Source organism: Ectothiorhodospiraceae bacterium BW-2, from assembly GCA_008375315.1.
GTDB lineage: Bacteria > Pseudomonadota > Gammaproteobacteria > Thiohalomonadales > Thiohalomonadaceae > BW-2.
This window is the reverse complement of the sequence record CP032507.1, coordinates 3,654,698-3,669,787: the sequence shown is the minus strand read 5'-3', so window position 1 is coordinate 3,669,787 and position 15,090 is coordinate 3,654,698. Positions and strand designations below refer to the sequence as shown.

Annotated in this window: 13 protein-coding genes; 3 read left to right on the top strand and 10 right to left on the bottom strand. The window is 49.0% G+C overall.

The genetic code is table 11. From position 1 onward, the window contains the following. Nucleotides 1–1,396: 1,396 nt before the first annotated feature. Entirely contained in the window at nucleotides 1,397–1,939 is a 543-nt protein-coding gene (locus tag D5085_17200) for a transposase (protein ID QEP44718.1), read from the top strand. A 256-nt stretch (nucleotides 1,940–2,195) separates the two neighbouring features. Here D5085_17200 and D5085_17195 read toward each other — a convergent pair whose 3' ends face one another. The 3 genes from D5085_17195 to D5085_17185 are packed head-to-tail and all read right to left on the bottom strand — an operon-like array spanning nucleotide 2,196 to nucleotide 4,331. Continuing rightward, nucleotides 2,196–2,717 carry a hypothetical protein gene (locus tag D5085_17195; GenBank protein QEP44717.1) on the bottom strand — a complete coding sequence of 174 codons (522 nt, stop codon included), beginning with the start codon at nucleotides 2,715–2,717 and terminating at the stop codon, nucleotides 2,196–2,198. 10 nt (nucleotides 2,718–2,727) lie between these two features. After that, nucleotides 2,728–3,276 carry a hypothetical protein gene (locus tag D5085_17190; GenBank protein ID QEP44716.1) on the bottom strand — a complete coding sequence of 183 codons (549 nt, stop codon included), beginning with the start codon at nucleotides 3,274–3,276 and terminating at the stop codon, nucleotides 2,728–2,730. Continuing rightward, nucleotides 3,273–4,331 carry an adenylate/guanylate cyclase domain-containing protein gene (locus D5085_17185; protein ID QEP44715.1) on the bottom strand — a complete coding sequence of 353 codons (1,059 nt, stop codon included), beginning with the start codon at nucleotides 4,329–4,331 and terminating at the stop codon, nucleotides 3,273–3,275. The genes D5085_17190 and D5085_17185 overlap by 4 nt, the downstream gene beginning before the upstream one ends. A gap of 119 nt (nucleotides 4,332–4,450) precedes the next feature. Here D5085_17185 and D5085_17180 point away from each other — a divergent pair, with 119 nt between their 5' ends. Continuing rightward, nucleotides 4,451–4,684: a hypothetical protein gene (locus D5085_17180; GenBank protein ID QEP45211.1), complete on the top strand. Its 234-nt coding sequence runs from the start codon at nucleotides 4,451–4,453 to the stop codon at nucleotides 4,682–4,684. On the opposite strand, the gene D5085_17175 is transcribed toward D5085_17180, so the two are convergent. The 7 genes from D5085_17175 to D5085_17145 form a co-directional block, all read right to left on the bottom strand. Continuing rightward, on the bottom strand, nucleotides 4,673–5,632 hold the full coding sequence (locus tag D5085_17175; GenBank protein QEP44714.1) for a hypothetical protein: 960 nt from the start codon (nucleotides 5,630–5,632) through the stop codon (nucleotides 4,673–4,675). The two genes, D5085_17180 and D5085_17175, sit on opposite strands and share 12 nt — an antisense overlap. A 211-nt stretch (nucleotides 5,633–5,843) precedes the next feature. After that, on the bottom strand, nucleotides 5,844–6,614 hold the full coding sequence (locus D5085_17170) for an envelope biogenesis factor ElyC (protein QEP44713.1): 771 nt from the start codon (nucleotides 6,612–6,614) through the stop codon (nucleotides 5,844–5,846). Between the two features lie 154 nt (nucleotides 6,615–6,768). Then, on the bottom strand, nucleotides 6,769–7,251 hold the full coding sequence (locus tag D5085_17165; GenBank protein ID QEP44712.1) for a DUF2919 family protein: 483 nt from the start codon (nucleotides 7,249–7,251) through the stop codon (nucleotides 6,769–6,771). A gap of 47 nt (nucleotides 7,252–7,298) precedes the next feature. Next, nucleotides 7,299–7,979 (bottom strand): glycosyltransferase, encoded by a 681-nt coding sequence (locus tag D5085_17160; protein QEP44711.1) that lies wholly within the window; start codon nucleotides 7,977–7,979, stop codon nucleotides 7,299–7,301. A gap of 596 nt (nucleotides 7,980–8,575) precedes the next feature. After that, complete coding sequence (locus tag D5085_17155) at nucleotides 8,576–9,181, bottom strand: hypothetical protein (protein QEP44710.1); 606 nt, start codon at nucleotides 9,179–9,181, stop codon at nucleotides 8,576–8,578. Next, nucleotides 9,168–11,162: a hypothetical protein gene (locus D5085_17150; GenBank protein QEP44709.1), complete on the bottom strand. Its 1,995-nt coding sequence runs from the start codon at nucleotides 11,160–11,162 to the stop codon at nucleotides 9,168–9,170. Before D5085_17150 ends, D5085_17155 begins: the two co-directional genes overlap by 14 nt. Nucleotides 11,163–11,566: 404 nt before the next feature. After that, nucleotides 11,567–11,947 (bottom strand): type II secretion system protein, encoded by a 381-nt coding sequence (locus D5085_17145; protein QEP45210.1) that lies wholly within the window; start codon nucleotides 11,945–11,947, stop codon nucleotides 11,567–11,569. Nucleotides 11,948–12,315: 368 nt separating this feature from the next. Here D5085_17145 and D5085_17140 point away from each other — a divergent pair, with 368 nt between their 5' ends. Next, nucleotides 12,316–15,075: a pyruvate, phosphate dikinase gene (locus D5085_17140; GenBank protein QEP44708.1), complete on the top strand. Its 2,760-nt coding sequence runs from the start codon at nucleotides 12,316–12,318 to the stop codon at nucleotides 15,073–15,075. Nucleotides 15,076–15,090: the final 15 nt, after the last annotated feature.

Here is a 15,090-nt window from a genome sequence, read left to right as displayed (position 1 = left end):
TGTCATTGATAATGGGTTTGATGCGGTTGGGTTTTGTAGGGTTCGGGTTTTGTTGGATCGGCGGGTTTCGGGTGGTTTCGTCGGGTTAGGTGGGTTTCGGGTTTCGTAGGGGCGGGTTTGAAACCCGCCCCTACACGCCGGGGAACATGTCATTGATAATGGGTTTGATGCGGTTGGGTTTTGTAGGGTTCGGGTTTTGTTGGATCGGCGGGTTTCGGGTGGTTTCGTCGGGTTAGGTGGGTTTCGGGTTTCGTAGGGGCGGGTTTGAAACCCGCCCCTACACGCCGGGGAACATCTCATCGATAATGGGTTTGATGCGGTTGGGTTTTGTAGGATTTGGGTTTTGTTGGATCGGCGGGTTTCGTGTGGTTTCGTTGGATTAGGTGGGTTTCGGGTGGTTTCGTCGGGTTAGGTGGGTTTCGGGTGGTTTCGTCGGGTTAGGTGGGTTTCGGGTTTCGTAGGGGCGGGTTTGAAACCCGCCCCTACACGCCGGGGAACATGTCATTGATAATGGGTTTGATGCGGTTGGGTTTTGTAGGGTTCGGGTTTTGTTGGATCGGCGGGTTTCGGGTGGTTTCGTCGGGTTAGGTGGGTTTCGGGTTTCGTAGGGGCGGGTTTGAAACCCGCCCCTACACGCCGGGGAACATCTCATCGATAATGGGTTTGATGCGGTTGGGTTTTGTAGGATTTGGGTTTTGTTGGATCGGCGGGTTTCGTGTGGTTTCGTTGGATTAGGTGGGTTTCGGGTGGTTTCGTCGGGTTAGGTGGGTTTCGGGTGGTTTCGTCGGGTTAGGTGGGTTTCGGGTTTCGTAGGGGCGGGTTTGAAACCCGCCCCTACACGCCGGGGAACATCTCATCGATAATGGGTTTGATGCGGTTGGGTTTTGTAGGGTTCGGGTTTTGTTGGATCGGCGGGTTTCGGGTGGTTTCGTCGGGTTAGGTGGGTGTCGGGTTTCGTAGGGGCGGGTTTGAAACCCGCCCCTACACGCCGAGGAACATCTCATTGATAATGGGTTTGATGCGGTTGGGTTTTGTAGGATTTGGGTTTTGTTGGATCGGCGGGTTTCGGGTGGTTTCGTCGGGTTAGGTGGGTTTCGGGTTTCGTAGGGGCGGGTTTGAAACCCGCCCCTATACGCCGGGGAACATGTCATTGATAATGGGTTTGATGCGGTTGGGTTTTGTAGGGTTCGGGTTTTGTTGGATCGGCGGGTTTCGGGTGGTTTCGTCGGGTTAGGTGGGTTTCGGGTTTCGTAGGGGCGGGTTTGAAACCCGCCCCTACACGCCGAGGAATATGTCATCGATAATGGGTTTGATGCGGTTGGGTTTTGTAGGGTTCGGGTTTTGTTGGATCGGCGGGTTTCGGGTGGTTTCGTCGGGTTAGCGGGGAGGTGGGATAATGAAATATAATCCAGAGATTCATCATCGTCGCTCTATTAGGTTGAAGTGGTATGATTATTCTCAGGCCGGAGCCTATTTCGTAACTATCTGCACCCAAAATCGGGAGTGTCTATTTGGGGAAATTTCAAATGGTGAAATGCAATTGAATGATGCAGGAAAAATATTGCAGATGACATGGGATGCATTGCCCAGCCACTATCCGCATATTGAATTGGATGAATGGGTGGTGATGCCCAATCATTTTCACTGCATTATTCTATTGACGGGTTCTGTGGAGGCGGGTTTCAAACTTGCCCCCTCTGTCCTGCTGCCCCTCGCCCCTACACGCCATGGATTACCGGAAATCATTCGGGCGTTAAAAACATTTTCATCCCGACGCATTAACGAATCGCGCCAAACCCCGGGTACAAAATTATGGCAACGCAATTATTGGGAACATATCATCCGCAACGAAATGGAATTGAATCATCTCAGGGAATATATCCAAAACAATCCTGCCCAATGGGAATTGGATAAATTACATCCGAGCATCTGGTGTTGACTGTAGAAACCCGCCCCGACGCCCCCTCCGACGCCCTCGCCTCTATATGCCGGGGATGACCGAAAGCCGTTCGGGCATTGAAAACATTTTCATCCGGAATGGATCATGCCTATGTTTTTATCTTCTTTGTACACCCGGCCCAGAGAGTGAGCTACGGCTAGCTGAGAGTGGGGTGGTAGGGAGCGGCCTAAATGCCAATCTGAGGTGTGGATCATTTTCATTAAGATATCTTTTACAAACGAGCAGGATAGCGTGGCTACGGCACTACCCGTGACATTTCACCTACGCGATGGCGCATTAGGTCCATTTTGCTGTTAACACTGCGAAATAGAGCGTTCATGGTGCCGATATCCCCCCGCATCGTTGCAACATTGCCCCCCATCTCGGTGACGCTCTGCCGCATTGCGCTGACATCGTGCTCCATCGATCCCATTTTATGACTCATCATCTCCATCTGCTCTACCATGATCGGCATGAAGGCGATATTGTCACTCATGCTGTCAACATGGTGGCGCATACCGCTCATCCGTTCGCTCATCTCACCAAACTGGGTGTACATTTTGGTCATGCTGCGAATAATGATCTGAACCTCCTGCGCGAGATCGCCGACAAAGTAGAGATTAACCAGTGCAATTGAGCCGATAAGGCCAAACAGTAGCTGTATCATGCGGTTGGTGCGCTGAACCCGCCGCTGCTGCTGAGCCTGATCTTGGCGGATATCCTCTTCAGTCTGGCGTAGGTGGTTGACGATCGTCTCCAGATTATCTCGGTTTGCCACAACAACTCTCCTACTGAAATGGGCTGAACTGGTTAAATAGCCGCATCGGTTGCGACATTCTGTTCACATCATGAGTCATGACTCCCATGCTGTTATCCATTAGCTGAAATGAGTAGCGCATATCGGTAACGGCGCTGCTAAGCTGGCCAATATCGCTATCGAGTCGCTGCATGGTGTGGTTCATTGTCGTCATATCGCCACTCATCTGGCCGACGCTGCTGTTCATGGTGTCGATGCGGCGGACAATCGCCGCCATGCTCTCAACATGGTTATCCATCTGCTCCATGGCGGTGAGCATTTGGTTCATATCGCGGTTCATTTGGGTAAAGTGGGTGTTCATAATGGTAATCACTTTGGTCATGTGGCTCATTTGGGTCGTCATCACCAGCACCATAAAGAAGAGGGCTGCGACCACCAAGCCGAAACCGATAAAGGTGGCGCGATAGATAAAGGTGACCCGTCCCGATAGTTCAGTAGCGCCATCGTTCTGTAGGCGCTGAATGGTGTCAAAGCGCTGTAGCGCCTCGTCTATCAATCTATCATTGTCGATATAGCTCATGAGTGGTGTTGCTCCAATCGCTGTAGGTGCCACGCTGTTGCCCCATCGTGGGGGTAGTGTTGTGCCAGCTCCTTAAACTGCTGTCGTGCTGCCTCTGGATCGTTATCCTCTAAATCGGTACGCAGCGCCCGTTCAAAGCGGCTGATAAACTCCTGCCGCTGACTAGTATCCCCCTCATCGACCCGTGCCATCAACTCATAGAGGGTATAGTTCTGGCCATCTGGCCCCGTTAACCGATCAAGCCAGCGGAAGCTGAAGTCGGTTGCGATCCGTTGATAGACCGACTCACTCACAATAATCTTACTCTGGTAGCGTTTGTTGAGTTTTTCTAGCCAGTGGCACAGCTCGACGCCGTCACCTAAGATGGAGTAGAAGAGGCGCTCCTCAGAGCCAAAGTTGCCGGCGATACAGTGATCAAAGTGGAGGGCGATACGGATCTGCATCGTCGGTAGATGATTGCGGCGTAGATCGCGGTTAAGCAGCGTTATCGCCTGGAGTGAGTCGAGCGCCCCCTGACAAGCGAGGTAGATATCGTTATCACTTCGCTCCGGCGCCCCCCAGAAGGCGAGTAGGCGATCACCGATAAACTTATCGATGGTGGCACCGTTATGGCGCAGTGTTTGAATTAGCTCGCTCTGATAGTGGGAGAGATAGAGTACCTTCTGCTGTGGTGTCATCTGTTCTGTGAGTTGGCGAAAGCCGTTAATATCAGAGCTAAACAGCACCACCGGTGTCAGTTCACCGCCGGGGCTTATCGGCTGCTGTTGATCTAGTAGCTGGCGTACTAGCTGGGTCGGAACATAGCGCTGAAAGCTATCAAGACCCCATTTCATCTGCTGCATACTCTCATCGAGTCGCTGAAATTCGGTGAAGGGGCTGGAGATCGGTTGTAGCTCATGAAAGCGAAATCGGGAGAGGAGGCGGGCGTTAGTGACTAGCTGCCCTAGCGGTTTGGTGAGGCGGCGGGCGATGAGCTGAATCGAAATGAGAGCGATAATCAGCATAATCAGCGAGAGCATCATTGAGGTGTAGAGGCCGCGATTGACGCTATTCATCACCTCATAATCGGGGACGACAAAGAGGAGCAAAAAACAGTTCTTGATTTTTTATTTATTTGTCATTAGAATTTTCCACCGTAGATAGGTTATCTACAAGCGCGAAAGTTTTGCGTGCCATGGTTAGAGTCGAAGTCGAATCGCAAGGTTGTTCTCTGTTCAGGATGAATGTCGAGGCAATTTTTATGGCGCAAGCTGGGTTTCGATGGCTGAAACTGCCCATGTTGCCGGTGTTGACCGGCCATCCGGTTGGGACTGCTCAACCAGGACTCCAGTTGCTCGCCCGCAAGGGTGTTATCAACGGAGAGCGAATTACCAAAAACCGCCATGAGCAACTTTGCTTAGGTTTTTAGGAACAGATACCACTCGTTATCAAAGCCGTAGGTGATCTGTTTGGCATGAATAAAGAAGCGCCCCGCCTCGGTTTGTAAGAAGTCGTCGGGTTGCTGACTATAGCCATCGTCAATAATTAGCTGCTGTTTCATCTTCTGCCAAGCGGCCTGTAGCCACGGCTGCGTCAGATCGTCTATCTGTAGCAGACGACTCGTCTCTCGATTAGCCGCGAGCGGGAGCTGTTCTGGGTGGGCGATCACCTCATCGTTGGTGTTGACAATAAGCAGTATCGCATCTTCACCAAAGGAGACTTCGCCGACAAAACGATTCAGACTAGTCAGACTGATATCGATAGCGACGACGGCGTGTCGCTCACCTTGTGAGTTCAGCACTGGCCAGGAGACGGTAATCCCCGGCTCTTTAGTTGAAGAGTAGAGATAGATATCGCTCCAGTAGGGGCGTACTTCGTTGCCGGTGTTTTGGTACCACGGCCGTTCAAGCGGATTGTAGCCGCGTGGTTTAGTGATATGGGCTAGGGGTTGATAGTGTTCGTCACGATAGATCCACAGCTCATCCCCCCCTTGGCTAAAGGGGTTAAAGCGAGTGGCAGGTTTGGGGTGTTTTCGCGCCTGTAGGAAATTACCTTGATTATCAGATAGATAGACTGATTGGTAGAGGGGGGATTGGTTATTAATTCGCCATAGTAGCGGTAGAATCGTCTGCTGCTGTGACACTAAATCGTGCTGTTGTAGTGCCAATGCTAGCAGTTCAAGGCTGTTATTCGCCTGCTGAATAATATCATTGGTGCGTAGCGCCATGCGGCTAACGGCGCCGTCAATGACTCGAGTGCTTAAATCGAGTACCCCGCTGCGGGCCTGAAGATAGCCATTTAGGGTGACAATGGTCACAGTCGCGACCAGAAGCAGGGTAAATAGCAGCGCGATGGCATTACGAAAACCTAGTTTCATCCCTTAGTTCCCGATTTTTATAAGTTGAGTCGTTGTTGATAATCGGAGAATGATATACCGTAAGGCAGGATGGTTGCTACCCATATATGTCAGGATCGTATGACAAGAACGCGGATTTGCGTGCGGGTGTTTGTTTCAAAACCTTCCCGAAGGATTGCAGCAGATCGTGCCGTCGGCGATGGATCGTTGCTATTTTTCTCCACCAGCGAATTTAATCTACGCCTCGCAGGGTTAACCAGAGCATACCGATCTGCTCGTGCCAGTAGCGGCGCATGTCATCCCATGCTGTTTCGGTCGGTAGATAGTCTATCCAGAGCTGCTTTTGGCTACGAAGATAGTCGGTAGGGGCGGCTATCGGTTGCAGTCCTAACTGCTGCATAATGCGCATCGCTCGTGGCATGTGGCTGGCTGAAGTGACTAGATAGAAGGGGGTTGTTCGGCCTATTTGTGCCGCAATCGCTTCCCCCTCCTCCTCGGTATCGTTGGGTTTGGTTAGGGGGATGAGGCGATTAGCTGTAAGCCCCAACTCTTGTGCTGCTAAGGCGTAGAGTTCGGCATTGCTAAGATTATGAAAAACGCCACTGCCGGTAACAATAAGAGGGAGAGTCGGGTAGCGGTGGGCGAGTCGTACTCCTTCGCTTAATCGGGCGCTTGCGGCGGAGCTAAGTTGTGCTAGTGCTGAGGCACCTGCCGGTGTGCTAATTGTGCCACCGCCGAGTATCACAATCGCTTGGGCTGCGGTTGTCTCTTTATTGAGATTGAGTGGCGGGTAGCGCTGTTCATAAGCGCTAATGAGTGGCTGGGTGAGTGGTGGAATGGAGAGCAGTAGTAGCACTAAAACTGCTAGTAGTGTCAAGCGCCGTCCCCATCGATAGTAGCGGCTATAGAGTAGTAGCAGTGCGGCACCAAATAGTAGCAATAGTAGTGGCAGCGGCATGAGTAGGTGGCCGATGATTTTTTTGAGAATAAAGAGTAGATCCATGCTGGGTGGGTGACTAGGGGAGTGTGACCTCTCCGGTCACCTCATTAAACTCAGTTCCCCAGCGCTGGCGTAGCTGTTCAAACTGCTCTTTTCTGTTGCTGTGATAGGCGGCAGTTAGGTATTGGGTCATTTTCTATTGGCCGGTTATTTTATTTTAATTTTTGGCTGGAAAATCTCGGAATAAATCTGTGGCAATTGGGCTTATAATTAGATAGCGTATTACTAAAATATCAATTAATACCATTAGCAAGCTAAACCAGCCTAATGATTCATCAATCCGAGTTGAGGTTATCAAAAAAAATGAGACATATAATATATGATAAAAATATGAAATTAAAAGTAATTCTCGACCGTGGAGCCATAATTTACGCCACAATTCTCCTGCCTTGATATCGCGTTTTATCCAGCTTAATAGGACGATAGCCGCAAATAGATCCGAAAATAATATCCATGGGTTAACGATATCTTTAAATAGCCCTATCCCTGAACCTGATAGCCGCTGTGAAGGATTAAATGCGAGGAAGATAAGAAATAGATTTTTAATTCCGAACAAAATTGCAAAGCGGATTGCGATTGGTACCTTAAGATTAAAGTGTTCATCATAGGCATTGAAGCCGTATAGTTTTTTGGGATTCATATTAACGAGTACTCTATGCAATAGTGATATTGTAAAGAGATAATCAGTTAACGTTGTTCAGCAAAGAGCATCTGCTCTCGTTCTGCGAACCACTCTTGACTGTATTCACAGTTACGGTATTCATCAAAATAAGGCCCACCCAATGTGTAATGAACTAGTGAAGCATCGGGATTAGGTGCATCATAACCGACAAGGTGGTTCCATTGATATGGAATTTCGCCAATTAAGTCGTCTGATTCAAGCCACTTAAATTGATGTAGTTCTAAACCTGTAGCGCTATTCACATATTCAGGGGTTAAAGCGTGACACTTTGCATTATTAAACAATATCACACTCGACCAGTTTTTCTTCTCATATTTAGTCTGAACCGCGCCTAAAAATTTGCTCTCCTCTTTAGGTATATGCTGATGTTTAACTACTTGAACTGCATAACGCTGATCACGCAACGCCAACAATTTAGCAATATCATCGAGTACCAACATATCGCAATCGATAAAAATCGACCAGCCTTGGTAGTCAGAGAGGTAAGGTGTTAAAAAGCGTGTAAATGAGAAGTCGGTCGATTGCAGTGGGTTGCGTTCTCGGCTAAATATCGCTCCAACATGGCGCAAACTGATCGGTGTTATCGAGACCGGCTGTGAACTTCTGGCTAAAATACTATGACAGAGCACATGGTAGGCGACCGTTTCGCGGGGGTCGAAGCCGATGAAAATATTTATTTTTAGCATGATTTTTGCGCCGTTTTAGTTAACTAATTTATAGTATAATCGCTCTAGTAAATTTTTTCTATTTTGTTCCGGTTTTGGTTGTAGAATAAGATAAAATCCCCCTTTGGTTTTTTCGTATTTAATCATGTGAAATCTTTTCCATATTTTAGGTAGCCACCACTGATAGTTCTGCTGAATTAAATGAGCATTTCTGCCATCTGATAGTGTTTTTACTGCAGCACCTGTGTGAATTGTAATAAATGCAACTTTAAGTGTAACTCGTTTCAAATCGTCTAGTACTGCATTTAACAATGACGGTTCAATATGTTCTAATACATCAATACAAGTGACCATTTCTGCTGGACTTGGTAAGCTATCGATGGTTGAAATAGCTGGATCATAACCAATATATGAGATATTTCTTTCCGTTATGAGTGCATCTTTTAATCGAGCTTTACCACAACCATAATCCAAAAGTTCTGACACTTTATAAGTGTCTATAATTTGAGATACTAATGGCGCATACGAGAGAGATGCCACACCATAATCTTCTCGCTGTTGGTGCAGCTTTCTCTGTTCTTCTTTATATGATTCACTGATTAACATTAATCTACTATTTATAAAATAATTTTTTTGGCAACCATAATCAGCCAATTCAGCAGATCAAATAGCTGCTGTAGATCTTCAGAGGCTGAGTAAGAGATGATTTCCATGGTAAATATGTTCTCTTCTAATTTAGCAAATTGCCAAAAATTGCCTGTAGTAACGATACCAAATATCCCCAATGAAGGGTCTTGATTCATTTTCTGTGCCGCAATCATCTCAGCTAATACCTGAGCCCAACCCTCATTAAAGTTGTCTCGTTTTGCCTCTGCAATGCAGACTATGGGATTGCGGAATGTAGTGCCAATATCAGAGGCCGGAGCAATAATAAAATCGGGCACACCCATCAAGCCCTCCTCTTCAGAGATATCTAAGCGGATATGCGACCAGAGTGGCAGTTGGTGATGCTTCGCAACAATACTTAAGATTGGATAGATAATCGCTTCACAGATCGCATTTTCACTAATGTAACTTCGCTTTGTAGTTAAATTATCATGAATAAATTGGTAGAGCGCAGAGTCAACCACAAGCGGTTTTTGTTTAATAAACGACTCCTCTCTAAATTTTATCTTAAATTTAAGTGCCACCTCTTCATAAGTAGCGAAGTTACCGTAAGCCATTTTTCACCAATTCATCTGCTATACAATGAATCACGCTGTCCCAATTCTCCTTATCGCTCTGTCGAAATAGGCGTACTGAAGGATACCAAGCAATTGTCTCTGGTTCTAGGCCGTACCGCCACTCAGGGTTAGCCCGAACCATGACCCACGCTTCTTTGCCAAGTGCGCCAGCCAAATGGACAACAGCGGTCTGTACACTAATCACTACATCGAGTGCAGAGACTAGGGCTGCAGTTTCGTTATAGTCATCAATTGCCTCCTGCCAGTGGTGAACAGTATAACCGTAGCGTCTCTTCAGTGCATTAATTTCGGGCTGGCAATTGGTATATTGCAGACTGATAAAATGAACATGATCGATTTTAAACAGAGTCTTTAAGCGATGGAGCGCAATGGAGCGCCATTTACGCCGCGTATCTTTGGTTCCGCCGACCCAAGAGAGACCAACTTTCAAACCATGTCCTAATTGATTAAGCCGCTCTTGCCAATAATATACTCGTTCAGCATCAACGGAGAGATAGCCTTGATGGTTAGGAAAAGACTCACGGTGATTGCGGCAAAATCTAGGTAGATCACCGAGCATGATCCATGCAGCAATATCGTACTGTTCTGTCCAACCATACTCATCTTTCTGATTGGCAGCATAGATAGCATATTGGGGAAACGAGTGTTCAAATATCGGTGCTAATTTTTTCGCACATTCGATAATCAGCCGTGCGCCACTGATTCGAGCAATATCGTTAAAACAGGAGGCAAACATCATCTCATCACCAATGCCCTGTTCAGCCAAAATAAGTAGATAGCGACCGCCCAGTGGTTCACCTTGCCAGAGGGAATATTCGGGTGCTTTGCGCTCTCTTGCCGCATGTGAAGCAAAACGGTGTTGATAACCTAGCCAACCCTCTTGATAGTGGCCTGTCAATAGATCGCATAGGCCTTTATTGAATGCAATGGTTGGATTTGTCGGAGCAATAGCAAATGCGGCATGATATGCTTGGCGGGCTGCATCGAATTCGCCCATATCGGTTAAGATTTGTCCTCGAGAATCATGTATAGATGTGTCATCGGTAAGCCTTCGCTGTAAAGCATCATCTAATACTTTAAGAGCTACTGTGAACTGACGCCTATCTCGTAAGAGCTGTGCTAATGCCACATAGGCTCTTGTGAAAGAACTGTGTTGTTCAATAATAATTTGATACTGTTGTTGAGCCAAATCAAAAAAATGTCGCATTCGTAGCGTATCACCGACTAAGCATCCTATCAATGGATCATTTGGAAATAGAGTTTTGGCATCATAGGCGTAATTAATAGCCTCATCAGGATGCTTTACTTCTAGTAATGCGCGAATTACACCAACTCTTGCGTTATATTGAGTTGGTTGAATTAATAAAGCTTTTTTATAGAAGTAGATTGCTTGATTATAGTCGTGATTTGACTTGTAGGTTTCCGCTAAATTAATTAAACAATGAATATTGTTGGGCTCATGATTAATAATTTGAAGGAAAATAGATATGGCACCACTAAAGTCACCTTCATCTCTTTTTACAATACCTAGCGATAATTGAGCAGGTAGGTAGGTAGGGTGGTGGATTATAATCTGTTCGTAGTAGCGACGAGCAGTATCTATATCGCCCTGTAATTCATAATAGAGGCCAGCATTGCGTTGTGGACGGGGGTTATTCGGTTGCTGTTCGCACAATTGCATTATTAACGGCTGGGCTTCATGGAGTGCGCCTTCAAGTAACAGAGCCGAGCTTAGAGCGAGCCGGTTAGCAAAACTTGGTTTGTGAAGAACGGCCTGCCGTAGCCACAACGCAGCCTCACGACTCTCTCCTTGTTGCAGAAGTTGTTTTCCGAGAAGAGAGAGTGTAAGCGATTGTGGCCAAAGATGCTTATTAGCGGCCTCCCGCAATACCCTTAGGGCTGCTGCTTTTTGGTCATATCGCAGTAGGAGTTGAGCAAGCAAATAGTATAACCATCCCATAGTGGTTACATATTATTTACTGTTAGGAGTTGGGTCGCTGAACTGCAGCAAAGATAAAGAGAGTCGTTAAACGGCGCACAAGTTCCGGCTCATATTGATTTTGATGAAGCTGTTTTTGCAGGCGGTAGATTAATTTTATGCGACCTATCCAGCCTATGCGCCTTGCATAGATTTGGGTATTAAGTTCTTGAGCTAACCCCTCTAATTGAGTTTGGATTATTTGGTAACGAATTTTTTTGTGCTGGCGTTGTGATGGAGGAGGGCAGAAGCTGGTTAATCGCTTGAGAATGGTGTCACAAATGGAGTGAATTGCAGACATAGTTCAGCGCTATACAAAAATATAAAAAACGAACCCCGCCTTAGCGGGCGGGGTTACATGGTAAATCTGACCGTATTCAGCAATATTAGCTGATACCGTAAGCGGTAAATGCGGCCGAGGTGCTTTGGGGGCCGTTAACAGTGCAATTAACAACCTCACCTGCAGTAACCGCAGCGTCGGTAATGCTATAGCCCGATGGCAAAGTACCGCCCTGTAATGCATCCGCAACATCACTACAAGAAACTATAGCGACCCCATTGCTCGTCGTGATTGTTCTGGATGCATAGTTTGTTGCCGAAGCTGAACTAAGAGCTCCAGCTACGCCCTCCACGGCAGCTTGGCTCGCATCCCCCTTCAAATTCACAAACTTCGGCAGCGCCGTAGCCGCCAAAATCCCCAAAATCACGATTACCATAACCAGTTCGATGAGGGTGAAACCGCCCTGTCTGGTTTGAATCTGTTGCATTTGCATCGCCGTCTCCTAACAAAATTGAGTTGGTTGAGCCGCAGCTCGGTGGTTAATTAACTACAAGTAGTCGGGCGACACTACAGCAAAAATTGCGTGAAATCAATTAATTCGTGCCATTTTGTGACGCCTGTCACAAGAAAAAAGGCCACAGCAAGGCAGATCAATAGCTTAGTGAAGCGCCCACTCTTCTCAGGCGGTGGGGTAATCGCCGATAAACATCGCTGCCGCCACTAATCCTATCGACCAACGCATACGAGCTGTGCGTGGCAAGCTCTCTGTGGTATCTTCATCTACCGCAGTGTCACTGTCAACGCAACGCAACGCGATGAATTAATGACTAACCAACCTAAACAAATGAGGGATTTATGACAACTAAACGGGTATATGCCTTCTCTGAAGGCGATGGGCAGAACAAAAAGTTACTAGGGGGCAAAGGGGCTAATCTGTGTGAGATGACCCAAATCGGACTCAATGTGCCGCCGGGGTTTGTGATTACCACCGAAAGCTGCCTAGAGTATTTAGCTAGCGAGAGCCGTCAGCTACCCGCAGGGATAATGGACGAGGTGCGAGCGCAAATGGCCGCCGTTGAAGAGGCGACCGGCAAGGGCTTCGGGAACCCCGATAACCCACTGCTTGTCTCGGTGCGCTCCGGTTCGGCGATGTCGATGCCGGGGATGATGGATACGATTCTTAACCTTGGGTTAAATAGCGAGACGCTCGCCGGAGAGATTGCCCAGACCGGCGATCCCCGCTTCGGTTATGACGCCTATCGCCGCTTTATTCAGCTCTTTGGTAAGGTGGCGCTCGGTATCGACGATGAGCACTTCGATACTAAATTTGAGGAGGTGAAGCAACGCGCCCATGTGACTGAAGATGTCGGCCTCTCGGCGGATGATCTCAAAGAGATTGCCGAGGCCTTTTTGCAGGTGGTGCTGGAGCAGACCGGTCGCCCCTTCCCTTCAGACCCTTATGAGCAGCTCGAAATTGCCATTAAAGCGGTCTTTAACTCTTGGATGGGGCGGCGAGCGGTTGACTATCGCAAGCAGTTTCATATCACCCCCGAGATGGCCAATGGTACGGCGGTCAATGTCTGTACGATGGTGTTCGGTAACCGTGGTAACGACTCGGCCACTGGGGTCGCCTTTACCCGTAACCCCGGCACCGGCGAAAATAAGCTCTATGGCGAGTACCTAATCAACGCCCAAGGGGAGGATGTGGTGGCCGGTATTCGTACCCCTAAGTCGATCGATAGGCTTACCGATGAGATGCCGGAGATGGCTAGGCAGTTAGCCGAACTGCGGCAGCGGCTCGAATCGCACTATAAAGAGGTGCAGGATTTTGAGTTTACTATTGAACGAGGCACCCTCTACTGCCTGCAGACCCGTAACGGTAAGATGAATGCGACTGCGATGGTGCGAACCTCGGTGGAGATGGAGCGGGAGGGGATTATTAGCCGTGAACAGGCGCTGTTGCGCATTAATCCGCAACACTTAGAGCAGATGCTCTATCCACGGCTCGATTCTCGCTACAAGGCTGAGGCGTTAGCGCATGGCCTACCCGCCTCCCCCGGAGCGGCTGCCGGTATTGCCGTATTTGACGCCGATCGCGCCGAACTGATCGGTAAGGAGGGGGGGCGTAAGGTGATTTTGCTGCGCGAAGAGACGAAGCCGGAGGATATTCACGGCTTTTTCGCCTCTGAGGGGATTTTAACTAGCCGTGGCGGTAAGACCTCTCATGCGGCAGTAGTGGCGCGTGGAATGGGCAAGCCGTGTGTGGCTGGGGCTGAGGGGATTAGCGTCGATGTCGCCCGCCGTGAAGCGACGGTGGGTGAGAGGGTCATTAAAGAGGGGGATATGATTACCATTGATGGTACTAGCGGCAATGTCTATTTGGGCGAAATCCCGACCGTAGAGCCGGACTTTACCCATGAGCTAAGCATCCTGCTCGCGTGGGCCGATGAGACGGCAACGCTCAAGGTGATGGCCAACGCCGATACGGAAGAGGATGCGAGCCGTGCGCTGCGTTATGGCGCTCAGGGGATCGGCCTTTGCCGTACCGAGCGGATGTTTAATGCCGTGGATAGGCTGCCGGTGGTGGTCGAGATGATTATGGCCGAGACGCCGGAGCAGCGCCAGGCTGCGCTCGATAAGCTGCTGCCGATGCAGCGCAGCGACTTTCAGGCGCTGTTCGAGACGATGGCACCTAAGCCGGTGACGATTCGACTGCTCGATCCACCGATTCATGAGTTCTTGCCGACCGAACGGCAGCTACTAGACGATTTAGAGAAGCTCTACCATCTGAGAAGCTCGGTCTATGGTGTCGAGGTGCTAGCCAATAGCGTCAACCTGCTCGGCGGTTCGATGGAGACCGGCGGCGTACAGCAGATGCGACAGCAGATTAGCACCCAGTTAGTGGAGGAGACGATTACCCGCAAAGAGCAGATGCTACGAAAAGTGCGCCAGCTCTCTGAGACCAACCCGATGCTTGGCCATCGCGGGGTGCGGCTTGGGATCACCTTCCCTGAAATCTATCAAATGCAGATTCGGGCGATTCTGGAGGCCGAGGCGGAGTGCGCCAAAAAGGGGATCGAGGTGAGCCCACAGATGATGGTGCCGCAGGTCTGTACCGTGCAGGAGCTGCTGCGGGTGAAGCTGTATGTCGAGCGGATTCGCACTGAGGTCGAGGCCAAATATGGGCTGAAACTGAAGTTCCGCTTCGGCACCATGATTGAGGTGGTTCGTGCCTGTATGCGAGCCGATAAACTGGCCGAGGAGGCGGAGTTCTTCTCTTTCGGCACTAACGATCTGACCCAGGCAACCTTCTCCTTCTCACGCGAGGATGCTGAGAATAAGTTCTTACCGATGTATAACGATAACGAGATTCTGCACGACAACCCGTTTGAGGTGTTAGATGAGAACGGTGTCGGTAAGCTGATGCAGTTAGCGGTAGAGTGGGGTCGTAAGACTAAACCGGAGCTGACGGTCAGTATCTGTGGCGAACATGGCGGCCATCCGCAGTCGATCGCCTTTTGCCATCGTGCCGGGTTGAACTATGTCTCCTGTTCAGCGCCACGGATCCCGGTGGCGCGGTTAGCGGCAGCACACGCTAAACTGCTGGCCGAATAGCCCACCCCCTGAGCC

Excerpts from the sequence above, each read along its gene's own strand:
- D5085_17155 (QEP44710.1), bottom strand. The coding sequence starts at position 9,181 with ATGGCTTACGGTAACTTCGCTACTTATGAAGAGGTGGCACTTAAATTT.
- D5085_17200 (QEP44718.1), top strand. The coding sequence starts at position 1,397 with ATGAAATATAATCCAGAGATTCATCATCGTCGCTCTATTAGGTTGAAG.
- D5085_17150 (QEP44709.1), bottom strand. The coding sequence starts at position 11,162 with ATGGGATGGTTATACTATTTGCTTGCTCAACTCCTACTGCGATATGAC.
- D5085_17145 (QEP45210.1), bottom strand. The coding sequence starts at position 11,947 with ATGCAACAGATTCAAACCAGACAGGGCGGTTTCACCCTCATCGAACTG.
- D5085_17170 (QEP44713.1), bottom strand. The coding sequence starts at position 6,614 with ATGGATCTACTCTTTATTCTCAAAAAAATCATCGGCCACCTACTCATG.
- D5085_17190 (QEP44716.1), bottom strand. The coding sequence starts at position 3,276 with ATGAGCTATATCGACAATGATAGATTGATAGACGAGGCGCTACAGCGC.
- D5085_17165 (QEP44712.1), bottom strand. The coding sequence starts at position 7,251 with ATGAATCCCAAAAAACTATACGGCTTCAATGCCTATGATGAACACTTT.
- D5085_17180 (QEP45211.1), top strand. The coding sequence starts at position 4,451 with ATGGTTAGAGTCGAAGTCGAATCGCAAGGTTGTTCTCTGTTCAGGATG.
- D5085_17140 (QEP44708.1), top strand. The coding sequence starts at position 12,316 with ATGACAACTAAACGGGTATATGCCTTCTCTGAAGGCGATGGGCAGAAC.
- D5085_17175 (QEP44714.1), bottom strand. The coding sequence starts at position 5,632 with ATGAAACTAGGTTTTCGTAATGCCATCGCGCTGCTATTTACCCTGCTT.
- D5085_17160 (QEP44711.1), bottom strand. The coding sequence starts at position 7,979 with ATGCTAAAAATAAATATTTTCATCGGCTTCGACCCCCGCGAAACGGTC.
- D5085_17185 (QEP44715.1), bottom strand. The coding sequence starts at position 4,331 with ATGAATAGCGTCAATCGCGGCCTCTACACCTCAATGATGCTCTCGCTG.